Source organism: Humidesulfovibrio sp. (genome assembly GCF_035560995.1).
Classification (GTDB): domain Bacteria; phylum Desulfobacterota; class Desulfovibrionia; order Desulfovibrionales; family Desulfovibrionaceae; genus Humidesulfovibrio.
The window spans coordinates 1-23,105 of sequence record NZ_DATMYK010000050.1 but is presented as its reverse complement, the minus strand read 5'-3'; the positions used below and the strand labels follow the sequence as shown (position 1 = coordinate 23,105).

The 23,105-nt window shown below is 62.9% G+C and carries 25 protein-coding genes; 10 read left to right on the top strand and 15 right to left on the bottom strand.

The window, feature by feature from the left end; all coding sequences use genetic code 11:
* Positions 1–156: 156 nt before the first annotated feature.
* Complete coding sequence (locus tag VN419_RS01845) at positions 157–390, top strand: DUF2798 domain-containing protein (protein ID WP_325643834.1); 234 nt, start codon at positions 157–159, stop codon at positions 388–390.
* A 78-nt stretch (positions 391–468) separates the two neighbouring features.
* Here the strand turns inward: VN419_RS01845 and dapA are convergent, their stop codons facing one another.
* The 13 genes from dapA to VN419_RS01780 form a co-directional block, all read right to left on the bottom strand.
* Entirely contained in the window at positions 469–1,347 is an 879-nt protein-coding gene (gene dapA, locus VN419_RS01840) for a 4-hydroxy-tetrahydrodipicolinate synthase (RefSeq protein WP_325643832.1), read from the bottom strand.
* A gap of 13 nt (positions 1,348–1,360) precedes the next feature.
* Positions 1,361–2,242, bottom strand: coding sequence for a UshA-like (seleno)protein family 2 (locus VN419_RS01835; RefSeq protein WP_420705260.1), 882 nt, complete (start codon positions 2,240–2,242; stop codon positions 1,361–1,363).
* The gene (locus tag VN419_RS01830; RefSeq protein WP_325643828.1) at positions 2,242–2,517 is read right to left on the bottom strand and encodes an HU family DNA-binding protein; all 276 of its coding nucleotides are present in this window, start codon (positions 2,515–2,517) and stop codon (positions 2,242–2,244) included. The genes VN419_RS01835 and VN419_RS01830 overlap by 1 nt, the downstream gene beginning before the upstream one ends.
* A gap of 116 nt (positions 2,518–2,633) precedes the next feature.
* A complete protein-coding gene (locus VN419_RS01825; RefSeq protein ID WP_325643826.1) occupies positions 2,634–3,455 on the bottom strand; it encodes a MinD/ParA family protein in 822 nt (273 codons plus the stop codon).
* Between the two features lie 11 nt (positions 3,456–3,466).
* Positions 3,467–4,180: a GGDEF domain-containing protein gene (locus VN419_RS01820; protein WP_325643824.1), complete on the bottom strand. Its 714-nt coding sequence runs from the start codon at positions 4,178–4,180 to the stop codon at positions 3,467–3,469.
* Positions 4,173–5,298 (bottom strand): peptide chain release factor 2 gene (gene prfB, locus VN419_RS01815; RefSeq protein ID WP_325643822.1). Its coding sequence is split into 2 segments (ribosomal slippage): positions 4,173–5,222 and positions 5,224–5,298, totalling 1,125 coding nucleotides; the frame shifts between segments, so codons are not numbered across the junction. The genes VN419_RS01820 and prfB overlap by 8 nt, the downstream gene beginning before the upstream one ends.
* Before the next feature lie 23 nt (positions 5,299–5,321).
* The gene (gene lnt, locus VN419_RS01810) at positions 5,322–6,857 is read right to left on the bottom strand and encodes an apolipoprotein N-acyltransferase (protein ID WP_325643820.1); all 1,536 of its coding nucleotides are present in this window, start codon (positions 6,855–6,857) and stop codon (positions 5,322–5,324) included.
* 8 nt (positions 6,858–6,865) lie between these two features.
* Positions 6,866–7,681 (bottom strand): hemolysin family protein, encoded by an 816-nt coding sequence (locus VN419_RS01805; protein ID WP_325643818.1) that lies wholly within the window; start codon positions 7,679–7,681, stop codon positions 6,866–6,868.
* 131 nt (positions 7,682–7,812) lie between these two features.
* A complete protein-coding gene (gene mnmG, locus VN419_RS01800) occupies positions 7,813–9,732 on the bottom strand; it encodes a tRNA uridine-5-carboxymethylaminomethyl(34) synthesis enzyme MnmG (protein ID WP_325643816.1) in 1,920 nt (639 codons plus the stop codon).
* Between the two features lie 12 nt (positions 9,733–9,744).
* On the bottom strand, positions 9,745–10,971 hold the full coding sequence (locus tag VN419_RS01795; protein WP_325643814.1) for a M20 family metallo-hydrolase: 1,227 nt from the start codon (positions 10,969–10,971) through the stop codon (positions 9,745–9,747).
* A gap of 92 nt (positions 10,972–11,063) precedes the next feature.
* Positions 11,064–11,354: a PxxKW family cysteine-rich protein gene (locus tag VN419_RS01790; protein ID WP_325643812.1), complete on the bottom strand. Its 291-nt coding sequence runs from the start codon at positions 11,352–11,354 to the stop codon at positions 11,064–11,066.
* Positions 11,355–11,480: 126 nt separating this feature from the next.
* Positions 11,481–12,230, bottom strand: a complete 750-nt coding sequence (gene mtnP, locus VN419_RS01785) for an S-methyl-5'-thioadenosine phosphorylase (RefSeq protein ID WP_325643810.1) — start codon at positions 12,228–12,230, stop codon at positions 11,481–11,483.
* Between the two features lie 12 nt (positions 12,231–12,242).
* A complete protein-coding gene (locus VN419_RS01780) occupies positions 12,243–12,752 on the bottom strand; it encodes an adenine phosphoribosyltransferase (RefSeq protein ID WP_325643808.1) in 510 nt (169 codons plus the stop codon).
* Between the two features lie 88 nt (positions 12,753–12,840).
* Here VN419_RS01780 and rsmA point away from each other — a divergent pair, with 88 nt between their 5' ends.
* From rsmA to cbiB, 9 genes are all read left to right on the top strand, one after another.
* Positions 12,841–13,653 carry a 16S rRNA (adenine(1518)-N(6)/adenine(1519)-N(6))-dimethyltransferase RsmA gene (gene rsmA, locus VN419_RS01775; protein WP_325643806.1) on the top strand — a complete coding sequence of 271 codons (813 nt, stop codon included), beginning with the start codon at positions 12,841–12,843 and terminating at the stop codon, positions 13,651–13,653.
* 191 nt (positions 13,654–13,844) lie between these two features.
* The gene (locus VN419_RS01770) at positions 13,845–14,135 is read left to right on the top strand and encodes an HU family DNA-binding protein (protein WP_325643838.1); all 291 of its coding nucleotides are present in this window, start codon (positions 13,845–13,847) and stop codon (positions 14,133–14,135) included.
* 15 nt (positions 14,136–14,150) lie between these two features.
* Positions 14,151–14,333, top strand: a complete 183-nt coding sequence (locus tag VN419_RS01765) for a hypothetical protein (protein ID WP_325643804.1) — start codon at positions 14,151–14,153, stop codon at positions 14,331–14,333.
* Between the two features lie 160 nt (positions 14,334–14,493).
* Complete coding sequence (gene rpsU, locus VN419_RS01760) at positions 14,494–14,697, top strand: 30S ribosomal protein S21 (RefSeq protein ID WP_305571985.1); 204 nt, start codon at positions 14,494–14,496, stop codon at positions 14,695–14,697.
* Complete coding sequence (locus tag VN419_RS01755; RefSeq protein WP_325643800.1) at positions 14,694–15,143, top strand: GatB/YqeY domain-containing protein; 450 nt, start codon at positions 14,694–14,696, stop codon at positions 15,141–15,143. The genes rpsU and VN419_RS01755 overlap by 4 nt, the downstream gene beginning before the upstream one ends.
* A gap of 11 nt (positions 15,144–15,154) precedes the next feature.
* A complete protein-coding gene (locus VN419_RS01750) occupies positions 15,155–17,464 on the top strand; it encodes an endonuclease MutS2 (RefSeq protein WP_325643798.1) in 2,310 nt (769 codons plus the stop codon).
* 19 nt (positions 17,465–17,483) lie between these two features.
* Positions 17,484–19,244, top strand: coding sequence for a DNA primase (gene dnaG, locus VN419_RS01745; RefSeq protein WP_325643796.1), 1,761 nt, complete (start codon positions 17,484–17,486; stop codon positions 19,242–19,244).
* A complete protein-coding gene (gene rpoD, locus VN419_RS01740; RefSeq protein WP_325643794.1) occupies positions 19,241–21,001 on the top strand; it encodes an RNA polymerase sigma factor RpoD in 1,761 nt (586 codons plus the stop codon). The genes dnaG and rpoD overlap by 4 nt, the downstream gene beginning before the upstream one ends.
* Positions 21,002–21,089: 88 nt before the next feature.
* Positions 21,090–22,058 carry an adenosylcobinamide-phosphate synthase CbiB gene (gene cbiB, locus VN419_RS01735; RefSeq protein WP_325643792.1) on the top strand — a complete coding sequence of 323 codons (969 nt, stop codon included), beginning with the start codon at positions 21,090–21,092 and terminating at the stop codon, positions 22,056–22,058.
* A 116-nt stretch (positions 22,059–22,174) separates the two neighbouring features.
* Here cbiB and proC read toward each other — a convergent pair whose 3' ends face one another.
* Together proC and VN419_RS01725 are read right to left on the bottom strand one after the other, a co-directional pair.
* Positions 22,175–22,969, bottom strand: coding sequence for a pyrroline-5-carboxylate reductase (gene proC, locus VN419_RS01730; RefSeq protein WP_325643790.1), 795 nt, complete (start codon positions 22,967–22,969; stop codon positions 22,175–22,177).
* Between the two features lie 4 nt (positions 22,970–22,973).
* Positions 22,974–23,105: nucleoside-diphosphate kinase (locus VN419_RS01725; RefSeq protein ID WP_325643836.1), on the bottom strand; the 132-nt coding region annotated here is incomplete at its 5' end.

Sequence of the window (23,105 nt, the reverse complement as noted above, 5' to 3'; positions counted from 1 at the left end):
GCCTTCGCCTAGTCCTGGCATCCTGATTCGCTGATTACGGGCGGGCTCCTTCGGGGGCCCGCCTTTTTTTGCGCCGTTGTCCAGGCTTGACCGGAATTGCACGAGCAGGTTAGCTTTACGATATACCCTTATGATGGTTGCCGCAGGAGTTGCCGCTTGAGAAAACTGCCCGCCCGCTATGCCTCGGTGCTGACGCCGTTCATCCTGACCGGGCTCATGACCTGCCTGGTTTCCGGCATCTCCACCGTCGCTTCGCTGGGCTGCGGCGCGCACCTGCCAGGCGCCTGGATGCGTGCCTGGGCTTTGTCCTGGGCCGTGGCTTTCCCATTCATGTACTTCATGCTCCCGGTGGTCAGGCGGGTGGTGGCGCTCTTCGTGCATGAACGCTGATCGGGTGATTCCCCGCGCGCAAAAAAGCCCCGGCAACTTCCGCTGCCGGGGCTTCGTGGTTCTTGGGTCGAGCGAGGCTTAGATGAGGCCGCTCTCAGCCAGGACTTTTTTGAGTTGCTCCAGGTGGCAGGATTCCAGGGGCACCAGGGGCAGGCGGAACTCGAGCCCCATCTTGCCCATGAGCGAAAGCGCCGTCTTCACCGGAATCGGGTTGGTCTCCAGGAACATGGCGCGGTTGACCGGCATCATCTCCAGGTTGAGCGCCTGGGCGCGGGCGGTGTCGCGCTTGCCAAAGGCCGTGATCATGCCGGACATCTTGGCGGGCATGACGTTGCTCGTGACCGAGATGGTGCCGTGCCCGCCCACGGAGAGCAGCGGCAGCACGGTGAAGTCGTCTCCGGAGAGCACGGTGAAGTCGCGTCCCATGGCCTCGATGAGCTCCGTGCCCTGCTTGATGTCGCCCGTGGCTTCCTTGCAGCCGATGACCTCGGGCACTTCTTTGGCGATGCGGGCGATGGTCTTGGGCAGCACGTTCTGCCCGGTGCGACCGGGCACGTTGTACAAAATGAAAGGCATTGACGTCTCAGCGGCCAGAGCCTTGAAGTGCGCCACCAGGCCGTCGGGCGTGGGTTTGTTGTAGTAGGGGGTGATGATGAGCGCAGCGTCGGCTCCGGCCTGTTTGGCCAGGGCCACAAGCTCCATGGCTTCGCGGGTGTTGTTGGACCCGGCGCCGGCGATGACGGGTACGCGCCCCTTCACCTGGTCCACGCAGATTTTGATGACCTGGCCCTGCTCCGCATGGGAGAGGGTGGCCGCCTCGCCGGTGGTGCCGCAGGGAACCACACCGTCGATGCCTTGTTCAATCTGCCACTCGATGAAGGCTCTGTAAGCCTCCTCGTCCACGGCGCCGTTCTTGAACGGCGTCACCAGTGCGGTAAACGCGCCGCGAAAACTCATTCACTCCTCCTTACTAGTCGGTGCCCATATGTTGCATAAGCGTAAGCAACTGCGGGTTTTCCTGATACTGATCAGTCAACCCGAAGAGGGTCATACGAATATTTTTCTCTTCCGTCCATTTGAAAGTGGAAATCTCCTCGGGCCAGGCCAGCACTTCTATGCGCAAAACCGACTTGCCCTGGGCGAAGGAACGTACCCAGGCAGTCTTTCCTCCCGCGGCCAAGGTGCCCACTAGGCCGATGCCCGGGCCGGAGCCCAGCAGGATGTCCGGCAGGGGGCCTGAGGCCTTCAAAAGTTCCTGTTCAGGGCCGTACCCCCAGGGGCTCATGGCCACGATGAGCTTCACCGTGCCGCGCAGGCCGTGCACGGCGTTTTCAACCTGATGAATGAGGTTTTCCGGCACGTTCTTGGCGCCCTTGGGCAGGGGCGGCAGCAGCAGCACGCCGATCTTCGGTCCCCCCGGACTCTGCAGGATGTGCTGTTCAAGCTTCTCACCGCCGCGCCAGGAAGGCCTGGGCTGCACGCCGGCCTTTTGCAGCACCGCCCGCTCGTAAGGGGTCACGAAAACGAGGTCATGATGCAGGAAGTCAAAAGCCTTAGCCATGAATTCAAGTCGCTTGCGTGATGGCGGCGCGGCCGCCTCACCTTGGACGAATTCGTAGCCCCCGGCCAGAAAGTAGACCGGTGATTCCTTCGTGGCTCCGTGCTTCAGAGCAGATTGCGCGCTGGCCCGCCGGGCCAGTCCTCCTACGGTCTTGCCGCCTCAGGACGGGCAGGGCCGTACTTCGCCCTCTGTGTTGGCGCAAAAAAGCAGGGTGAGCCGAGGCCCACCCGCTATGGCTTGCGTCGAAGCAGCCAGGATCAGTGCGATGAGAAAAGCGAGGATGCGGGACATTAATCGTTGATGAATTCCTTGAGTTCTTTGCCGGGGCGGAAGAAGGGCAGCCGCTTGGGGTGCACCTCGACAACTGTGCCAGTCTTGGGATTGCGACCGGTGTAGCCGTCGTAATCCTTGACCTTGAAGCTTCCGAAGCCGCGGATCTCCACACGGTCGCCAGCGACCAGCGCGTCTTTGATGGAGTCGAAGAAGGCGCTGACGACCTTGGTGGCGTCGTCTACGTGCAGCTTCTTCTCTTCGGCCAGTGCCTTGATGAGTTCACTCTTGTTCATGGACCGCTCCGTATTTTTGGGCAGTTCGTGGCAGCTTGCCACAGGCTCTGTGGGGGGAACTTGGCAGCATCTAATCCTGCTATGCCGAAAAAGCAGGCTTTCCGTCAAGGGTTTCGTTAGGTTGGAGGGTTAAGAATTTGTTTTAGGGCCAAACGGCCCGCAATGGCCTCCAGATTCTCCTCGCGGTAGCGCGATACGCGCCCGGCCAGGGCCGTGATGTCCTTCATGGCGCCGCAGTCCGGAGCGTGCCGGGCAAGAGGCGTCTGGTGGATCACCGCGTCGGTTATGGTGCGGTCCAGGCGCACATGGCCCAGGTTCACCAGTTCAAACCCCAAGAAGTTCTTGCAGGCCAGGTTCAGGCGCTGGAACGTTTCCTTGGCCTCTTGTACGGTGGCCTGGTTCACCACCACCAGAAAGTCGCGTACGCCGAAACGCGAATGCAGCACCTTGATGATGGCGTAGCCATCGGTGAGGGACGTGGGCTCCGGCGTCACCAGCACCACGCGCATCTGCGCCATGCGCGCAAGCGACAGCACCGTGCCGCTGATGCCCGCGCCAAGGTCGAGGATCAGGAACTCGTACGCCGCCACGAGGTCGGTGAGCTTGTCGAAGAGCGCGCCCTGCTGGTTCTGGTCCATTTCGACCATCTCCGGCACGCCGCTGGCCGCGGGCAGGATATCCAGCCCGGATTCCACGGTCTGTACCACTTCCTGAGCTTCCGCGCTGCCCGCCAGCATGTCTTGAAGATTTTTGTCCGGCGCGAGGCCCAGGAGCACGTCAAGGTTGGCCAGCCCCAGGTCGCAGTCCATGAGCAGCAGCTTGTGGCCCATGTCGCGCAGGGCGAAGCCCAGGTTCAGGGAGAGGTTGGTCTTGCCCACGCCGCCCTTGCCGCTCATGATGCAGAGGCTGACGGTTTTGCCGGGATTGATGGCGTTCATTGAGTGTCCTGCTATTCCGGCAGCTTTTTGCCGGTGAAAAGGAAATGTTTCTCGCTTGCGCGCACCAAGGTCTCGCGCGAGGCCAGCACGGCGTCGGCGCTGGGGGCCACTTCAAGGCGATTGCCACCCAGACGGCGGGCGTCCTCAACGGACTTTTCCGCACGTTCAAGAAGGGCCTCGGCCGTAAGCTGCACCAGCCCGCCATAGCCCACCAGCCCTGCGGAGCAGACCAGGGTCGGCTCGCAGATCTGCCGGATGCGCCGCAGCATGGCACCGATGAGGCGTTCGGCCGCGGCCAGGGGCGTGCCCGAGAGCACCAGGGCGATGGTTCCGCTGTCCAGCCGGGCCGCAAGATCAAAGCTGCGCAGCTGGGCGCGGGCCAGGTCGAACACGGTGTCAAAGGCCTCGGGGTCCTCCGGCTCCACCAGGGCCAGCGCCAGCGGTTGCTGGCACAGCCGGGCCCGGTCCATCTCGCAAGAGAGAAAGCGCAGAAGCTGCGGCTCGTCGGATGGGGCCAGCAGGGCGTGGTGCGGGGCAGCGCGCCATGCGCCCAGCTCCAGCTCCTCCTTCAGACGCTGCCAAGCCTCGTGGGTCAGGCCGCTGACCACGCGGTACAGGCACAGGGGCACGCCATTGTCGCCGCCGGAAGCTTCGTCGCCCGTGGAGCCCGGGGCGCAGGCGGCTTCAATACCGCCAAGCTCGCGGACCAGCTCGTCCTTAACCATTGGTATTTTTCCTTTCGCCGTGGACGTGAAGCAGGGTCGCACGCAGGAACTCGTCCAGGCGTCCGTCCAGCACTGCGTCCACGCTTGAGTCCTCACAGCCGGAGCGGTGATCCTTCACCAGCCGATAGGGCTGCAAGGTATAAGTGCGGATCTGGCTGCCGAAGGCGATGGCGTCCTTGCTGGCGTAGTCGGCCTTCTTGCTGGCCTCCAGCTCCTTGATCTCCCTCTCGTACAGGCGGGCCTTGAGCACCTTCATGGCCAGGATCTTGTTCTTGAGTTGGGACTTCTCGTTCTGGCACTGCACCACAATGTTCGTGGGCAGGTGGGTGATGCGCACGGCGGAGTTGGTGCGGTTCACGTGCTGGCCACCGGGGCCGCTGGCGCGGAACACGTCGATGCGCAGGTCCTCTTCCTTGACGTCGATCTCGATGTTCGTGTCGATGTCCGGGTACACGTCCACCGAGGCGAAGGCGGTGTGCCTGCGGCCCGAGGCGTCGAAGGGAGAGATGCGGATGAGGCGGTGGATGCCTGCCTCGCCCTTGAGCAGGCCATAGGCGTAGGGTCCGCTGATTTGCAGCGTGACGCTCTTGATGCCCGCCTCGTCGCCGTACAGCCGGTCCAACTCGTCCACCTGGAAGCCGCGCGCCTCCGCCCAGCGCAAATACATGCGCAGGAGCATCTCGGCCCAATCCTGGGCGTCCACGCCGCCTGCGCCAGGGTGTATCTCCAGAATGCCCGGACTGTTGTCGTCCGGACCGTTCAGCAGGATGGCCAGCTCCGTGTCGCCCAGGCGTTTCTCCAAAAGCGTCAGGTTGTCGCTAAGAGCCTCCAGTGCGTCCTGGCCCTGGTCCTCCTGGGCGAGGAGCAGCCAGTCGTCCACGTCGGACTTGGCCTGGGAGAGGTCGGCGTACATGGCCAGCTTGAACTCCAGGGCGCTCTTTTCGCGCAGCACGGGAGTGAGTAGTTCTGGCTTGTCCCAGGCCCCCGGTTTAGAGAGCTGGGCCTCGATTTCCATCAGGCGTTCGCGGGATTCCGCGAAGTCAAAGACGCCCCCAGAGGGTTTCGAACTGGTCGAGAAGGGACGAGCCCAGGGTTTTCAGATCGGCGAATTGCAGCATTGTTCCGTTGGGTGCAGCGGCTGCTAGCGCAGGCTGCGGTTTTGGTCGGCGCGGGGTGCGCTTCGGATGATGAGAATGGCGAATACGGCCATCAGGGTCCATAGGGCCCCAAGCAGCCACATGTATGCGACATGGAACGGCGTCAGCTCCGTGCGGGGATGCACCATGCCCGCCGCCGCAAGCTCCTGGAACTGGGATCCGGCAAGGCGGATGCGGCCCAGGGGGTCGATGAATGCGGAAAGGCCGGTGTTGGTGCTGCGCACCACGTAGCGGCCTTGCTCGATGGCCCGCAACGCGGTCAGTTGCAGGTGCTGATGCGGGGCGGAGGTCGCGCCGAACCAGGCGTCGTTGCTGATGTTGATCAGCACATTCGCGCCCCGGGCCACGCGCTCCTGGGCGAGATTCGCGAAGATGGCTTCATAGCAGATGAGCACGCCCAAGGCAAGGTCGCCTGCTTTGAGGGCCTTATCATTGCGGCCGGACACAAAGTCGCCCACGCCGGACACGAACATGTCCAGCGGGAGCGGAATTAGGCCGCTCAAAGGCACGTATTCGCCAAAGGGCACAAGATGCTCCTTGTCGTAGGAGTCCATACCCGCGCCCTGCGGCGTGAGCAGGAAGGCGCGGTTGTACAGCACGAAGGAGCCGGGGCCGGTGGTGCGCTCGTATGCGGGCGCGCCTACCATGAGTGCGGCCTTGCCGTTGCGCACGAAGTCCAGGGCCGGTTTGCGCAGGGGCGTCTCGTCCTGGAAATAAAAGGGCATGGAAGTTTCCGGCCAGACAATGAGTTCCGGGTCAGCCTTGGCCACGATATCGCGGCTCAGGCGCAGGTACTTCGCCACGGTTTCGGTCTGATACGTCGGATCCCACTTGATGCTTTGGTCGATGTTGCCCTGGACAAGGGCCACGCTGTGGGCCGGGGTGGTCTCGGTGTAGGCGTCCATGCGCAGCCAGCCGTACCCGGCAAGGGCCAGGGGGCCGCACAGGGCCAGGGCGAGGCAGGCCTTGGAGCGGGTGCCGAGAACCAGGCCGACGGCCGTCATGGCCAGCACGCCGGAAACTCCATGCGCGCCGATGACCGATGCGGCCTGCACCAGAATGGGCCAGGGCACGAAAGCCGAGGCCAGGGTGAGCCAGGAGAAGCCGGATAGCAGCGTAGCCTGGGTGAGCTCCATCGCCACCCAAGCCAGCCCCAGGAACAACGTGCCCAGAATCGGGGTAAGCCTGTTGGACAGCTGCGCCATGAGGCCGAAGAGGCCGAAATAGCCGCCCATGCCCATGGCCAGTAGAACGGGCACAGGCAGGGCCAGGGCCCAGTTGACTTCGCCGTAGTGCATCACCGGCCAGTACACCCAATACAGGCAGACCAGGGAAGCCACGGACCCCGCGCGCCAGGTCTGCTTGAAGGCTGTCCAGGGCGTGGGCGCGGCAAGGCCGAGGGCGGCCAGCACGGCTGGCAGCAATAGCGCAAGCGCAGGCAGCTGCCCCCAGGGGTTGGCATAGCCGAACAAGGCCCCAAGGCCTGCGGCCAGGGTCCAGAACAGCGGGGAGGTGAGCACGGGCAGTCCTATTCCGCGCGCAGCACGCGCAGGCTTTCGATATGTTTGGCGTCGGCCTCGTGCACCTGGAAGCGCCAGCCGCCCAGGTCGAAGCTTTCGCCCACCGCCGGAATATGCCCGGCGATCTCGCTCAAGTGGCCGCCGATGCTTTCCACCAGGTCCGAGGAAAGGTCAAGGCCGAACAGCTCGTTGATCTCGTCGAGGGAGACGCGGCCGGAAACGATCTGGCTGCCGTCGGGCTGCTGCTGCACATCCTCCGGGCGTAGGGCGTCGTATTCGTCGCCGATGTCGCCCACGATCTGCTCCAGCACGTCCTCCATGGTCAGCATGCCCGCCGTCCCGCCATATTCGTCCAGGGCCACCACAAGATGGATCTTGCGCGACTGCATGTCGTGCAGCAGGCTCTTGAGGTTGGTGGTCTCAGGCACGAAGTGCACCGGGCGCATGATGGTGTCGATGGCGGGCTGCTCGGCCTGTGGCAAAAGCAGGGGGCCAAGCACGTCCTTGGCGTGGACCACGCCCACCATGTGGTCGCGGTTGTCGCGGTAGATGGGGATGCGCGAGTGGCCGTTCTGGATGATGAGTTCGGCGATTTCGGCCAGGGTGCTGTCCTGCTCGGCGCAGATGATGTCCGGCCTGGGGATCATGATCTCGCTGACGCGTCTGTCCTCAAGGTCGATGACGTTCTGCAGGATGCGCACGTCGTCGCTCTTTATCTCGCCTTCGGCCACCGCATCCTTGAACATCTCATCCAAGGGAGAATCGTTCTTGCGGAACAGGTTGCGGATGGCCGAAAGTATTGTGCCGTTTGACCCTTCGTCCAAGACTCTGGCTCCTCTTGCTCATGGCCCAGCGGGGCCGGTTGTTGGTGCTGCTTCATCGCGCCATGAGGCGCTTGAACTGTAATTAGGTGCCCGCATGGGCAATGTCAATAATGACGCGCTTCTCTCGTTGTCTAAGCGGTCGTCTTGGCCGCCTTGGCCTGGCGTCCCAGCTTGCGCAACTGGATTTCCAGACAGCTGACCGCGGCCGGGGTGATGCCGGAGATGCGACCCGCCTGGCCCAGGGTGGCCGGGCGCACGCGTGAAAGCTTCTCCACCGCCTCTCGCGTCAGGCCTATCACATCACCATACGCCATGTCCTGCGGCAGGGGAGTGTCCTCAAGGTCACGACTTTGCGACACGCGCTGGGCCTCCTTCTCCAGATAGCTCTGGTAGCGGATGCGCGTCTCGACCTCGGCCAGCACATTGTCGTTCTCGTCCATGAGGGCGGGGTAGAACGGCGCCAGGGCTCGGATGTCTATCTGCGGCTGGCGCAGCAGGGCGGAAAGGCTCACCGCCTTGCCGGGAATGGCTGCGCCCATGGCGTTCAGGATGTCCCGCGTGGGCGCGTCGGGCTTGATCTGCACGGTGTCGAAGGCTTCAAGCAGTGCGTCGAGGCGGCGCATCTTGTCGGTGAAGCGCACATGGCGCACATCGTCCACAAGGCCAAGCTCACGGCCGAGGGGCGTGAGCCTCGCGTCGGCGTTGCCTTCGCGCAGCAGCAGACGGTATTCCGCGCGGGAGGTGAACATGCGGTAGGGTTCGTTTGTCCCGCTCGTCACCAGATCATCGACCAGCACGGCCATGTAGGCCTGGTCGCGGCGCAGCAGGAAGGGAGGCAGGCCCCTGTGCGCGCAGAAGACGTTCAGCGCGGCCCACAGGCCCTGCGCCGCGGCTTCCTCGTAGCCGCTGGTGCCGTTGATCTGTCCGGCGCAGTAGAGGCCCGGCAGGGGCTTGCTCTCCAGTGTGGGCAAAAGCTGCGTGGGAGGGACGAAATCGTATTCAATGGCATAGCCCGGCCGGGCTATGACCGCGTTTTCCAGGCCGGGGATGGTCGCCAGTAGGGCCTTCTGCACATCCAGCGGCAGGCTGGTGGAAATGCCGTTGGGGTAAACCTCCGGATGGTTCAGGCCCTCGGGTTCGATGAACACGTGGTGCCGGTCCTTGTCCGGGAAGCGGGCTATCTTGTCCTCCACGCTGGGGCAATAGCGCGCGCCCGTGCCCTGAATGACGCCGGAAAAAAGCGGCGAGCGGTCGAAGCCAGCGCGGATGGCCGCGTGGGTGGCCTCATTGGTGTAGGTGAGGTGGCAGGGCACCTGGGGCAGTGGCACTCGGTCGCTCTGGAAACTGAAGGGCGTGGGCGGATCGTCGCCGGGCTGCGCCTCCATGACGGAGAAATCGATGCTGCTTTTGAGCAGGCGCGGCGGGGTGCCGGTCTTGAGTCTTCCCAACTCGAAGCCGTGGCCGCGCAGTGAGTCCGACAGACCGAGGGCCGGCGCGTCGCCCAGCCGGCCGCCGGAAAAGCGCGTCATGCCGATGTGGATGAGCCCGGACAGAAAGGTGCCGGTGGTCAAGAGCACGGCGCGCGCCCGGAACTGTTGCCCCATGAGCGTGCGCACGCCGCTGGCCCGGATTCCCCGGTCTGCGGATTCGGCCAGCACCTCCAGGGCCATGTCCTGAATAATCCACAGGTTTGGCTGGGCGAACAGCTCGGCCTGAACCACGCGCATGTACTCGGCCCGGTCGATCTGGGCGCGGGTGGAGCGCACGGCCGGGCCCTTGCTGGTGTTGAGCTGGCGGAATTGGATGCCCGCGGCGTCGGCCCACTGGCCCATGCGGCCGCCCAGGGCGTCGATCTCGCGCACCATGTGGCCCTTGGCCAAGCCGCCGATGGCCGGGTTGCAGGACAGATGCCCGATGCGGTCAAGGTTGCCGGTCAAAAGCAGGGTGGCCAGACCCAGGCGCGCGGCCGCGCTTGCAGCCTCGCATCCGGCGTGGCCCGCGCCAACGACGATGAGGTCGAAAACCTCCGGCAGGGCGCGAGAGGCGGTCATGCGGCGGACTCCCTAGGCGTCGAACAGCAGGGCCGCCATGACCTTGGCGTCCTTGATGCTGCACGAGATGGAAGAACGCTCGTTGGGCTGGTGGGCGTTGTGCATCAGCGTGCTCCACACGGCGGCCTTGTGCCCGGCGCGGCGCAGGTAGGCGGCCACCGTGCCGCCGCCGATGCCCTGGAGCTTAGGCTCGTTGTGGAACACGTCCTTCACGGCGGCGACCAGTCTGGTCACGATCTCGCTGTCCGCCGGGGTGGGCGGTGCGGCTTGCTCGCGTTGCACAAACTCGTAGCTGATGCTCACGCCATGCTCGCGCTCAACCGCGTCGCCGATCTCACGGATGGCGGCCATGATCTCGTCCAGGTCGTAGCCGGGCATGACGCGGCAGTCGAGATAGAACACATCGCGCCCGGGGATGGTGTTGATATTCTCCACGTTGGCCTCTTTCTTGGTGGGCTGGAACGTGGAGTGGGGCGGATCGAAAAGCGGATCCTGGCGGTCGAAACGCTGGTTGAGCTCCGGCACGCGCACGATAAAGGCAGAGGCCGCGAGCAGGCTGTTGATGCCCGCCTTGGGCGTGGAAGCGTGGCATTGTTTGCCTTCCACCACCACCTTGAGCCAGAACATGCTCTTCTCGGCGATCTCGATCATCTCGGATTTGGGCTCGCCGAAGTCTGGCACCAGGAACAGGTCCTCCGGGCCGAAGAGCTCCGGGTGGTTCTTGACCACATAGTCCAGGCCGTACTTGCTGCCGGTCTCTTCATCAGCCACCAGCAGCACGCCATAATTGATGTCCGGCGTGATCTTGAGGTCGAGCAGGGCCTTGGCCACAACAAGGGAGCTGACGATGCCCTGGTGGTTGTCCTCCACCCCGCGGCCGATGAGGATGTCGCCATCGACCTTGAGTGCATAGGGATCGCTGTTCCAAAGCGCCAAATCGCCGGGGGGCACGATATCCGTGTGGGAGATGACCCAGAAGGTCTTGGCCGTGTTGCGGCCGGGAATGAGCGCCGCAAGGCTGGGGCGGTAGCCGCAGGGCACGGCCGGATCCGGGGCGCGCATCTCGCGCACCTCGGCAAAACCCATGTCCCTCAGGTAGGACTTGAGGAACTCGGTCTTGTCCTTCTCTCCGGGGCCGCCGTTCAGCGGCCCCAGCGCGGGAATGGCCACGAGCGAGCGTTGCAGGTCGATGATGGTCTGGGCCGATGACTCGAGGTGCCGGTTGATTGCGGCGAGCATGATGGCTCCGTGTCGGCGGATGGCGACGCTTACGGTCGCGGGTTGGTGGAAAAGAAAAGGCGGGGTTGCCCCCGCCTTTTTCGCTCGATGGGCTAGCGGCCCCTGGCGGCGCGCTTGGACGCCTTCAGCGGGTTGACCTTGGTCTTGCCTTCCTTGTCCACCGTGGCTTTCACGTGGGTGGCGAAGTTGCAGATGCCGCGGGTCCACTTCTTGGCGGGCTCGGCATAGGCGGGGCAGTAGGTCTGCTCCTCAAAGGCGGTGGCGCGTTCGCAGCCGGTGCAGTTCTCCACGATGGGGGACAGAATGAAGCCCTTGAAGGACAGGCCTTCAGCGGTCTTCACGGCGCCGTCGAGGGCGCTGACCTTCTTTTTGTCATCAGCCATGGGAATGTTCCTCCTTGTCTGGCGCGCATGCGGACGCCAGGGTGTCATCAAAAAATAGAGAGCGGTTCTTTATGCACGGAAGCCCAGGCTTGTCAAGCACTGTGCCGATTGTCCCGTCGCAAAGAATCAGGCCATTTTGCCGATGGTGCGGATGAGCAGGTCCGTCACCTTCTGGGCGTTTTGACGGAAGATGTTAAGGATGTCCTCCCAAGTTACCGGGGCCTCGTCGGTCTTCCAGCAATCATAGTCAGTGCTCATGGCGATGGCGGCATAGGGAATCCGGGCCTCGTTCGCCAGGATGCACTCCGGCGCCACACTCATGTTGATGACGTCCGCGCCCCACAGGCGGAACATGTTCGACTCCGCCCGTGTGGAGAAGCGCGGCCCTTCGATGGTGACGACAGTGCCGGTCTTGTGGTGCGCAATGCCCAGTTCCACGCAGCAGTCATTCAAGAGTCCCCGCAGGGAAGCGTCGAAGGGGTCGGCCATGGGCGTGTGCACGGGTTCGTGCGGGGCAAAGCTTTCGTGGAAGGTGATGGCGCGGTGCCGCGTGAAGTCGATGAATTGGTCGAGCACCACCAGATCGCCTCGGCGGATTTCCTCGCGCAGGGAGCCCACGGCGGTGGTGGCCAGGATGGCAGTGCAGCCAAGGCTGCGCAAGGAAGCGATGGTGGCGCGGTGGTTCACCTGGGAGGGCGGCACCGTGTGTTCGCGTCCGTGCCGGGCCACGAGGCAGACAGTGTGCTGCCCGATGTTGCCCACGCGCACGGGCGAGGGCAGCTCGCCATAGGGCGTGGCCACGCGTTCGTCGCGCGGATCGCGCAGGATGTCCGGGTTATCCAGGCCGCTGCCGCCGATGATGCCGATGATGCTCATGTGGCGGCGTCCTTAGAGTTTCAGCAGATATTCATGGGGGATGCTGTCGAGCTTGCTGGCGCCGTCCAGGAAACCAAGTTCGATGAGGAAGCCGATGCCAGCGATGTCGGCCCCGGCGTCCTTGACCAGCTTGATCATACCGCCGGTGGTTCCTCCTGTGGCCAGCAGGTCGTCGATGATCAGGATGCGGTCGCCCGGCTTCACTGCGTCCACATGCATCTGCAGGCTGTCGGTGCCGTATTCAAGATCATAGGTGACGGTGGAGGTTTTGTACGGCAGCTTGCCGGGCTTGCGCACCGGAATGAATCCCAGATTCATCTTGTAGGCCAGGGGGGCGCCGAAAAGGAAGCCACGCGCCTCGGCCGCGAGGATTTTCGTCGCGCCGGAGTCCTTGTAGCGTTCAGCCAGGGCATCTATGGCGTAACGGAAGGCCGCGGGTTCGGCCAAAAGCGGAGTGATGTCGAAAAAGGTGATGCCGGGTTTGAAGTCCAGGACATCGCGGATGTAGCTTCTCAAATCCATTGGTGGGGCTCCTTCCTTGAATGCTGCGAGGTTTTACAGAGTCCTTAAAGCAGTTGTCAACCGGAGGGGCAGTTGGTAGGTGCTGTGAATGCATAATAATGAGAACAGTCCAGTCCGCTATGCCCCTGCCAAGCGCAGCCTTGGCCAAAATTTCCTGGTCGACCAGAACATCTGCCGAAAAATCGTGCATGCCTTGGACCTTAAGCCGGGCGACAAGGTGCTTGAGATCGGCCCAGGGCGTGGCGCGCTAACCAGGCATGTTGCGGAGCGGGCGCCTGGAAAATACGTGGCGCTTGAAATGGACGACGCCCTAGCGGACGAACTCGAACGCCAGTACCCGGACCTCGAGGTGGTGCGCGGCGACGCGATGACCTTTGACTGGGCCTCGCTTGCGCAGGAGGACGGCTGGAAGATCGTTGGCAACCTACCATATAACATCGCCTCGCCGCTCATCTGGGACATCGTGAGCAAGGCCTTTTTTGCCCGTGCCGTGTTCATGGTACAGTTGGAAGCCGGGCAGCGTCTGGCGGCCCGTTCGGGCGGACGCGACTATGGAGCGCTGTCCGTTTTTGTACAATCCCATGCAGAAGTGGAGTTGCTGTTCAAGGTGCCTCCCCACGTTTTTCGGCCACAGCCTAAGGTTACCTCGGCAGTTCTGCGATTTTTTTTGCGCCCGCAAAGACCGACGCAACACGACGCGTTGCGTCTTTCCTCAACGCTCCGCATGTGCTTCCAGCAGCGTCGCAAGCAGCTTGGTACGATTATGAAATCACAGGGAATTTCTGGTTACTTGGAGATGCTGAGCACCCTGGATATCGATCCTGTGCAGCGCCCGGAGACGCTTGGGCCAGAACAGTTTCGGGCACTCTCGAAACTATTGCCCCCTGATTTTCTTGCTTGACTTGCCTTTTGCTTTGGTGTTTATCCAGGTCCAGTTGCATCTTGAGGCAGGTACTGGGTTTGCCTGTCTCTGCGGCAAATGAGGTATGAGGAAGGAGCGTCCCCGGCCTGCCAGGTCTGTGTCAACCACTCAGACCCTAAGGAATTTCGAGGCAGACTCGGATAGGTCCGGGCCGCAAAAACTGACCACCAATTGAGGAGGAAGGACACATGACGAAAGCTGAGCTGGTTGTCAAAATTGCAGAAAAGGCCAACCTCACCAAGGCCAACGCTGAGCGCGCCCTGAATGCTTTTATTGGCGCCGTTGAGGACGTCCTGGTGAAGGAAGGCAAGCTGACCCTTACCGGTTTCGGCACCTTCCAGGTCGAGAAGCGCAAGGCTCGTGTCGGCCGCAACCCCCGCACCGGCAAAGAGATCAAGATTCCCGCCACCAAGGTTGTGAAGTTCCGTCCCGGCAAGCTGCTGAAGGATGCCGTAAAGTAAATCTGGAGGCCTCCTATGCTTCACGGTGAGACTGTTCACAGCCCCTTGCCCCAGGATCTTCCCTGGTTCCAGGCTGACCACGCGGTGTTTTTCGGTGTGTTGTACATCGTCCTGTTCGTCATCTGCTCCGGGATGGGCTACTGCATCCTGAAGTCCTGGTTCGACAGCTGCGGCGATAACCACCACTCCGCGCATTAGCCTGCGCAAGCGGCGTAGCGATTTGTTTCCTGCGGACCCTTCCGGCGTAGGTCGGAAGGGTCCGCATACTTGTCCCCCACCTTTACGCTTGCTTTTTGCGGCGGGGTGGGGTAGTCAAGCGCTCTTGTTTTGACCATATCCGTTCGGGGAGGTGATTCAATTGCCCGGTATTTTGTTGGATGACAGCGATAACTTCGAGATCGCCCTGCGTCGTTTCAAGAAGCAGGTCGAAAAGGCCGGCGTCCTCTCCGAGCTTAAGAAGCGTCAGCACTACGAGAAGCCCAGCGTTCAGGAAAAAAAGAAAAAGGCGGCCGCTAAAAAGCGTCTCGTCAAGAAGATGCGCAAGTCCAGGATCGACGGATGACCACCATCCAGGGACGCATCGAGTCCGACTACATAGCGGCCTACAAGGCCAAAGATACGGTTCGGCTGGCTGTCTTGAGGCATCTCAAGACAGCCGCCAAGAACCGTGAGGTCGAGATTTTGCGCCCTCTCACAGATGATGATTTCCTGGAAATCATCGCCCGCCAAATCAAGCAGCGCCGCGAATCCCTTGAGCAATACGAGAAGCATGGCCGCACGGACCTCGCCGCAGTGGAGTCCGCCGAGCTTGCCGTATTGCAGGACTATATGCCCACAGCCCTGACTGAAGCCGAGCTCGCCCAGGCCATTGATCGTCTCGTGGCGGAGACCGGCGCTCAGGGGCCCAAGGACATGGGCAAGGTCATGCAGGCCCTGACCCTGGCCTACAAGGGGCGCTACGACGGCAAGAAGGCCAGCGAGGCCGTTCGGGCCAGACTTTCCTCCTAAACGAGACCTTCATGGAACCGAGAACCCTGCACTTGCTGGAGTTCCCGAAGGTCCTGAGGGAGCTTTCGGGTTTTGCCGTCTCCGAACCCGGAGCCGCCGCCTGCCTCGCCCTGCACCCCCTTTCCACCGCCCAGGCCGTGCAGCACGAGCTGACCCTGCTTGACCAAGCCCTGCGCTGGGTGCGCGAATCCGGCTTCCGGCTGGTGGCCTTCCCTGACTTCGCCAATTTTTTCCCTGAGCTGGACATTGCCCACCGCGTGCTCGACCTGGACGCCTTGTTTGCGCTGTCCTTGACGCTCGACCAGGCCAGGCATGCACGCGAACTGCTGGAGCCCTATCGCGAACGCGGCTGGGATGAGCTCCTTGAAGCCGTGGCCGGCGCGCCCTGGCCCCAGGCCACCTGGAGCGGTCTCAAGCGCTGCCTGGACCAGGATGGACGCCTGAAGGACGAGAGTTCCCCGGGGCTCTTCTCCGTGCGCCAGGAGATCCGCGCCATCCACCAGCGCTGTTCCAAGCGTGTGAAGGACTTCGTCCTTGCGGAGAACATCTCGCATTATTTGCAGGATGACTACATCACCATTTCTTCCGACCGCTATGTGCTGCCCCTCAAGGTCAACTTTAAGAACCGTTTTCCGGGCATCATCCACGACTACTCCCAGACCGGCGAGACCTGCTATTTTGAGCCGATGTTCCTGGTGGAGATCAACAACACCCTGCAGGAGTTGAAGCGCGAAGAGCGCGTCGAGGAACGCAAGGTGCTGGAGTACCTGACCGGGCTCATCCGGCAGGAGCGGCCAGGTGTGGCGGCCAGCTACGAGAGCCTGGTGCAGCTGGACCTGCTCATGGCCAAGGCCCGGCTTGCCGACGCCACTGGCGCGCGCGCCTTGGACATCGGCGCGGACCTGCCAGCCCGGCTCATCAAGGCCCGGCACCCGCTGCTGGCCTTGCACAACCCGGACACGCAGCCCCTGGACATCAAGCTTCAGGAAGGCCAGTTGGCGCTCATCGTCAGCGGCGGCAACGCGGGCGGTAAGACCGTATGCCTCAAGACTGTGGGCCTCATCGCGCTCATGGCCTTCTCCGGCCTGCCGGTGCCCGTGGCCGAGGGCTCGTCCCTGCCGCTGTGGACGGACATCTTCGTGGTCCTGGGCGACGAGCAGAGCCTGGAAGAGCACGTGAGCACCTTCACGGCGCAGATCCAGTACATTGCCCGCGTGTGGGACCGTGTGAACGACAAGACGTTGTTCCTGCTGGACGAATTCGGCGCGGGCACGGACCCAACCCAGGGCGCGGCGCTTGCCCAGGCGGTCATCGACGGCCTGCTGGACCGCGGCGCGGCCAGCTTCGCCGCCACGCACTTCCCGGCCCTCAAGGCCTATGCGCTCGCCACGGAGCGCGTGCGCGCCGCCAGCGTGCTCTTCGACCCCAGCACCAAGAAGCCGCTGTACCGCCTGGCCTACGATCAGGTTGGCGCGAGCATCGCCCTTGATGTGGCGCGTGAGCATGGCCTGCCGCGCACTATCCTTTCCCGCGCCGAGCAGTATCTGCTCCTCGACGGTTCGGACACCAGCGCCGTGCTTGAGCGGCTGAACACCCTGGCTGTGAAGCGCGAGCGAGAGAATGACGCCTTGGCCGACGAACGCGCCGCCCTCAAGAAAAAGCGCGACAACCTGGAAGCCAAGTTCGAGAAGGAGCGCGTGAAAGTGCTCTCCGAGGTGCGCGAACTGGCTCAGGGCGTGCTGCGCGAGTGGAAGAGCGAGCGCATCGGCCGCAAGCAGGCGCTGAAGAAACTTTCCGAGGTGCGTGAGCGTCTTGAGCCCGCAAAGACCGAGGACGCCCAGCAGGAGGCTCCGTCTCTCGACTGGGCGGACATCGCCCCAGGCCAGCGTGTAAGCTACAAGGCCTGGAGCAAGTCCGGCGTGGTGCTGGAGAAAGACGAGCGCAAGCGCCAGGTGAAGGTGGATTTTTCCGGCGTGGCCATGTGGGTGGCCTTTGACGGCCTGAGTATGGACGGCAAGAGCCCCAAGGTGAAGGAGCACTCCCCGAGGGAAGTCGGCGGTGTCACCGCGGATCTCGGCTTCACCCCGCGCCTGGACCTGCGCGGCCAACGGGCCGACGAGGCCCTGGCCATGCTTGCGCAGTTTCTGGACGCCTCGCTCCTGCGCGGGGCCGATGGCGTGGAGATCGTGCACGGGCGCGGCACCGGAGCCCTGCGCAAGGAGGTTCACGCCTTTCTGCGCACGAACCCCAGCGTGGCCTCGTTCACCCTGGCCAACGAGGATCGCGGCGGCGACGGCATGACCGAAGTGACGCTGAAATAGCGTGCTTCAAGGGAACGCCATGGACAAGCAGGTCATTCAGACGCTCAAGCAGCGGCTCAACATCGTGGATGTTGTGCGGCGCTACGTCTCGTTGCGGCCTGGCGGCGCCGGGCGCCAGATGGGCCTGTGTCCCTTCCATCAGGAAAAGACGCCGTCCTTCGGCGTCAACGAGGCTGAGGGCTTTTTCTACTGCTTCGGCTGCCAGGCCGGTGGCGATGTGCTGGACTTCTACCAGCGCGTCAACGGGCTGGAGTTCAAGGACGCCTTGGAGCAGCTTGCGGCCGAGGCAGGCATCGAACTCAAGGCCTTCAAGCCCGACCCGGAGTACGACGAGCGCCAGAAGCTCAAGCGCCTGTGCCACGAGATGCACGAGGCCGCGCAGGAATATTATCGCCGCAACCTGAACATGGCCGCGGGCGATGTGGCGCGGGCCTATCTTCAGAAGCGCGGGGCCGACAAGGACGCCGTGGCCGCCTTCGGCATCGGCGCAAGCTCCGAGGATTGGCAGGGCCTGACAAATTTTCTTAAAGCCAAGGGCTACACGCCGGAACAGGGCGTGCTGGCCGGACTGTTGTCACAGAACGATCGCGGGAAGATTTACGACCGTTTTCGCGGCCGTCTCATATTTCCAATACAGAATTTATCAGGTCAGGTTATTGCCTTTGGTGGAAGAATACTTACTGATGGTGAACCCAAGTATCTGAACAGCAGCGACACGCCCATCTACAAAAAGGGGGAACACCTCTACGGACTCTTCCAGGCCCGCCAGGCCATGACCCGCAGCAAGCGGGCGATACTCACGGAAGGGTATATGGATGTGCTGTCGCTGCACCAGTTTGGATACCAGGACGCCTGCGGAGTCCTCGGCACCGCGCTCACCCAGGATCAGGTGAAGCGGGTCGCTGGCTTCTGTTCGCGCATGGTGCTGATCTTTGACGGAGACACGGCCGGCCGCAAGGCCGCCCTGCGCAGCGCGGAGATGATCCTGCAGTACGGAACCAAGTGCAGTGTCGTGCTCATGCCCGACGGCGAGGACGTGGACAGCCTGCTCCAGATGATGGGGCGCGTGGGGCTGGACGAACGCCTGAACGCCGCGGTGGATGGACTCGACTATTGCCTTGAGGCGGTGCGCGAAGGCTATTCGCCCCGGGAAATTGTGGGCTGGGCCAATGGGTTTTTGGCGCATTTGGCCGATAACTCCTTGCGGCCGTTCTACATACCGCGTCTGGCCCAGGGGCTCGGCATCGCCGAGGCCGATCTGCGCCGCTTCGGAAGCGGGCAGGGCAGGCTTTCCGGACCTGGGAGCTTCACGGCTCCGCCGGGGCAAAGGCAGCCCTCCGCGCAAATGCAACAGCGGGCGCCTGCAGTGGGACGGGATGAACGCGACGACCGCTATTATCTGCGTTTCACCATCCAGTACCCGGAGTACATTCCGGAGCTGGTGAAGCGGGGATTTGAGGCGCTGCTCGTGACGGAATTCGGGCAGAGCCTGTGGAAGAAGCTTGTGGCCGTGGGCGAAGGGGATGTACTGCCCCTGCTTGACGACGACGAGAAAAGCTTCTGGGCGCGTACCAGGACAGAGGACAAGCCGGAAGGCGAAGCTCTGGCCGAGGAATGGCGGCACATCCTCCAGCGAATAGAACTGGCCGGGGTGCGCAGCACGCGCGATCAGCTGATGGAGCAAATACGCCTGGCCAGCCAGGCGAACGATGTGGAAGAAGTGAAGAGGCTCATGACGGCCCTTACGGATATCAATGCCCCCAGCAGGGAGGAAGAATGAATAATTTGAAAGAAATCCAGCAAATCAAGCTCCTGATCGCCAAGGGCAAGAAGAACGGATTTCTGACCTTTGAGGAAGTAGGCAAGACTCTTCCCACGGAGATGAACACGCCCGATCAGCTCGAAGAAGTGATGAGCATCTTCGACCAGATGAACATCGTCATCGTGGACAGCGAGGAGAACGGCAAGAAGCTGACCTCCGAGGCCACGGACACCGACGAGGAACTCGATCTGGTTCCGAGCGAGGGTGACGACGCCGCCGACTACTCCTCCCGCAGCACCGATCCCGTGCGCATGTACCTGCGCGAGATGGGCGCGGTGCCCCTGCTTGACCGCGAGGGCGAAGTGGTCATCGCCAAGAAGATCGAGAACGGCGAACTCGAAGTGCTTTACGCCCTTGTGGAGGTGCCCGTAGCCGTCGAGGAACTCGTCCAGGTGGGCGAGGACCTCAAGAATACCCGCATCAAGTTGAAGGACGTGGTCAAGACCATTGAGGAGGACGACCCCACCGAGGACGAGATGAACCAGCGCCAGCGGGTCATCTTCCTGCTCGACGAGGTCAAGGCGCTGTTCAAGAAAAAGCGCAAGATCTACGAAAAGCTCGATTCCTGCGCCCAACTCGACCGTCGCGTAACCGGCGTGCAGAACGAGATCCTCTCGTACAAAGAGGAGATCGTCACCCGTCTGCGCGATATCAAGATCGAAAAGACCCTCATTGATCGCATCATCGAGACCGTCTCCGACTATGTGCGCCAGATGCACAATTGCCAACGCGACCTCTCGGCCTACATCCTCTCCGTGGGCAAGAACCGCGACGAGATCGTGCGCATCTTCCGCGCCGTGGACGACCGCGAGATGAATCCTGTCAACGCGGCCGACGCCCTCAGCATGACCGTGGAGGAGTTCTTCTCTTTCAAGGAAATGCTTTCGGGCAAGATGGAGATCATCACCCGCCTGCAGGACAAGTGCTGCCACAATGTGGACGACCTTGAAGAAGTGCTCTGGCGCATCAAGCGTGGCAACCTGGCCGCCATGCGCGCCAAGCAGGAGCTCATCCGCGCCAACCTGCGCCTGGTGGTGTCCATCGCCAAGAAATACACCAACCGCGGCCTGCAGTTCCTGGACCTCATCCAGGAGGGCAACATCGGTCTGATGAAGGCCGTGGACAAGTTCGAGTACCAGCGCGGCTACAAGTTCAGCACCTACGCCACTTGGTGGATCAGGCAGGCCATCACCCGCGCCATTGCGGACCAGGCCCGCACCATCCGCATCCCGGTGCACATGATCGAGACCATCAACAAGCTCATCCGCACCAGCCGCTACCTGGTGCAGGAGCTTGGCCGCGACCCCTCGCCGGAAGAAATCGCCGAGCGCATGGATTATCCGGTGGAGAAGGTCAAGAAGGTGCTCAAGATCGCCAAGGAGCCCATCTCCCTCGAAACGCCCATCGGCGATGAAGAGGATTCGAACCTGGGTGATTTCATCGAGGACAAGAAGGCCACGGCCCCGGCGGAAGAAGTGGTGAGCACCAAGCTCTCCGAGCAGATCGCCAAGGTGCTGGCCGACCTGACCCCGCGCGAGGAACAGGTGCTGCGCAAGCGTTTCGGCATCGGCGAAAAGAGCGACCACACCCTTGAGGAAGTGGGCAAGCTGTTCAACGTCACCCGCGAGCGCATCCGCCAGATCGAGGCCAAGGCCCTGCGCAAGCTGCGCCACCCCGTGCGCAGCAGCGTGCTGCGCTCCTACTTCGAGAGCTAGACAACCCGCCGCAGAACAGATCGATATCCTGGCGGGGAGGGCAATCACGCCTTCCCCGCCTTTTTCCCCACCCCACACGGAGTCTCCCGTGAGCATTCTCATCTGGACGCTTTTCAGCCTGCCGGTTCTGGCCTTTGTCATTGATCTGCTGCTCGGCGATCCGCGTTTCCTGCCGCATCCCGTGCGCTGGATCGGCAGCTGGCTGAACTGGCTGGAACCGCGCGCCCGCGGCCTTAAAATGAGCCTGCGCGCCTCCGGCGCCCTGAGCGTGGCCACGACCGCTGGCCTCTGCTTCGCCCTTGTGCACGGGCTCACGGAAGTGAAGCTCGCGGGAATGCTGTTTATGGTCTATTTCGCCTATGCCGGGCTGGCCCTGGGCGAGTTGCTCGACTGCGCGAAGGATGTGGTTGAGATGCTGGAGGAGGGCGCTCTTGAGGAGGCCCGCGAAGCTTTGGGCGAGCTGGTGAGCCGCAGCACCACCCACATGGGCGAAGGCGAGATGCGCCGCACCTTGGCAGAGACCGTGAGCGAGAATCTGTGCGACGGCTTTGTGGCCCCGCTGTTCTATCTTGTCCTTGGCGGGCCCGCGCTCATGTGGGCCTACAAGGCGGTGAGCACCATGGACTCCATGTGGGGCTACAAGACCGAGGAATACCGTGATTTCGGCTGGGCCGCCGCCCGGGCCGACGATGTGCTGGCCTACCTTCCCGCACGGCTCACGGGCTGGCTGCTCATCGGCGCGGGGGCGCTTATGAAGCTGAACTGGCGTGAGGCGAAAGAGAAGTTCCGGGCGGATGCGGTGAAGATGGAGAGCCCCAACGCTGGCTGGCCCATGGCCGCCTGCGCTTGGCTCATGCAGGGGACCATGGGCGGCCCGGCCGTGTACTTCGGCACGGCGAAAAACAAGCCTCACCTCGGTCCTGCGGGCCAGGAATGGACGTTAGAGAAACTCAAGAAAATGTTTAGACTCGTTCTCTTCTCTGGGATTCTGGGCCTCGTGCTGTTCCAGCTGACCAAAGTGGCCGCCACGACGCTGCTGAGTCACTTGGGCCAGTAGCCGACTCAACAGACCGTTTCACGAAACGTTTCACGTCAGCTTCGCTCAGTGCGAGGGCGTAAAAAAAGGCCGGCCGGGTTTCCCCAGTCGGCCTTTTGCATGTACAATGCGTTATGCTAGCCCAGCTCGACGTTGCGGTCGTATGCCTCGCGCACTGCGTCCACAATGACTCCGCGCATGGCCATGCGGTCGAAGTGCATGGTGGCGCGGATGGTGGAACCAGCCGGGCTGGTGACCATCTCGCGCAGTTCCGACAGGTGCAGCCCGCCTTCTTCGGCCAGCTTGGCCGAGCCGCTGAACAGGGCCTTGACGATCTCGGTCGCCTGGGCGCGGGGCAAGCCGAGGTTCACCCCACCTTCAACGATGGCGTCCATGACATAGAACACGTAGGCCGGGCCGCAGCCCGCCACGCTGGTGAAGGCGTCAAAGAGCTTCTCAGGCAGCTCGTGCACCTGCCCCAGGGGCTTGTGCATGGCCCGCAGGAACTCGCGGCGCTCGTCGTCCAGGCTCGGGTCGTCGAAGCACAGGGCGAACACGCCTGCGCCGACCAGAGCCGGAGTGTTCGGCATGATGCGCACCACCGGGCAGCGCGAACCGGAAAGCTCCATGAGGCGCTTCATGGTGATGCCCGCGGCGATGGACAGCAGGCAGTGCTCGGGCGTCAGCTCCGGGGCGATTTCCTCAAGGACGCTCGGCAGGTGCTGGGGCTTCACGGCCAGCAGCACGTAGCGGCATTTCTTGACCAGCTCCTTGGGGGAGGCTTCAATCTTGAGGCCAACCTCCTGCTTGAGCTGCTCCAGCTTGTCCTTGTTCAGATCGCAGCCGTGGACCTCAAGCTTCTGGGCGGCCAATCCCTTGATGATGGCCGTGCCCATGTTGCCGACGCCAATGAAGCCGACGCTCTGTTTCATGGCTTTAGCCCACCAGCTCCAGGGAGCTGAAGAAGTAGGAGACTTCCACCTTGGCGGTGTCAGGGCCGTCGGAGCCGTGGCAGGCGTTGGCCTCGATGCTCTTGCCGAAGTTCTTGCGGATGGTGCCCTCGGCGGC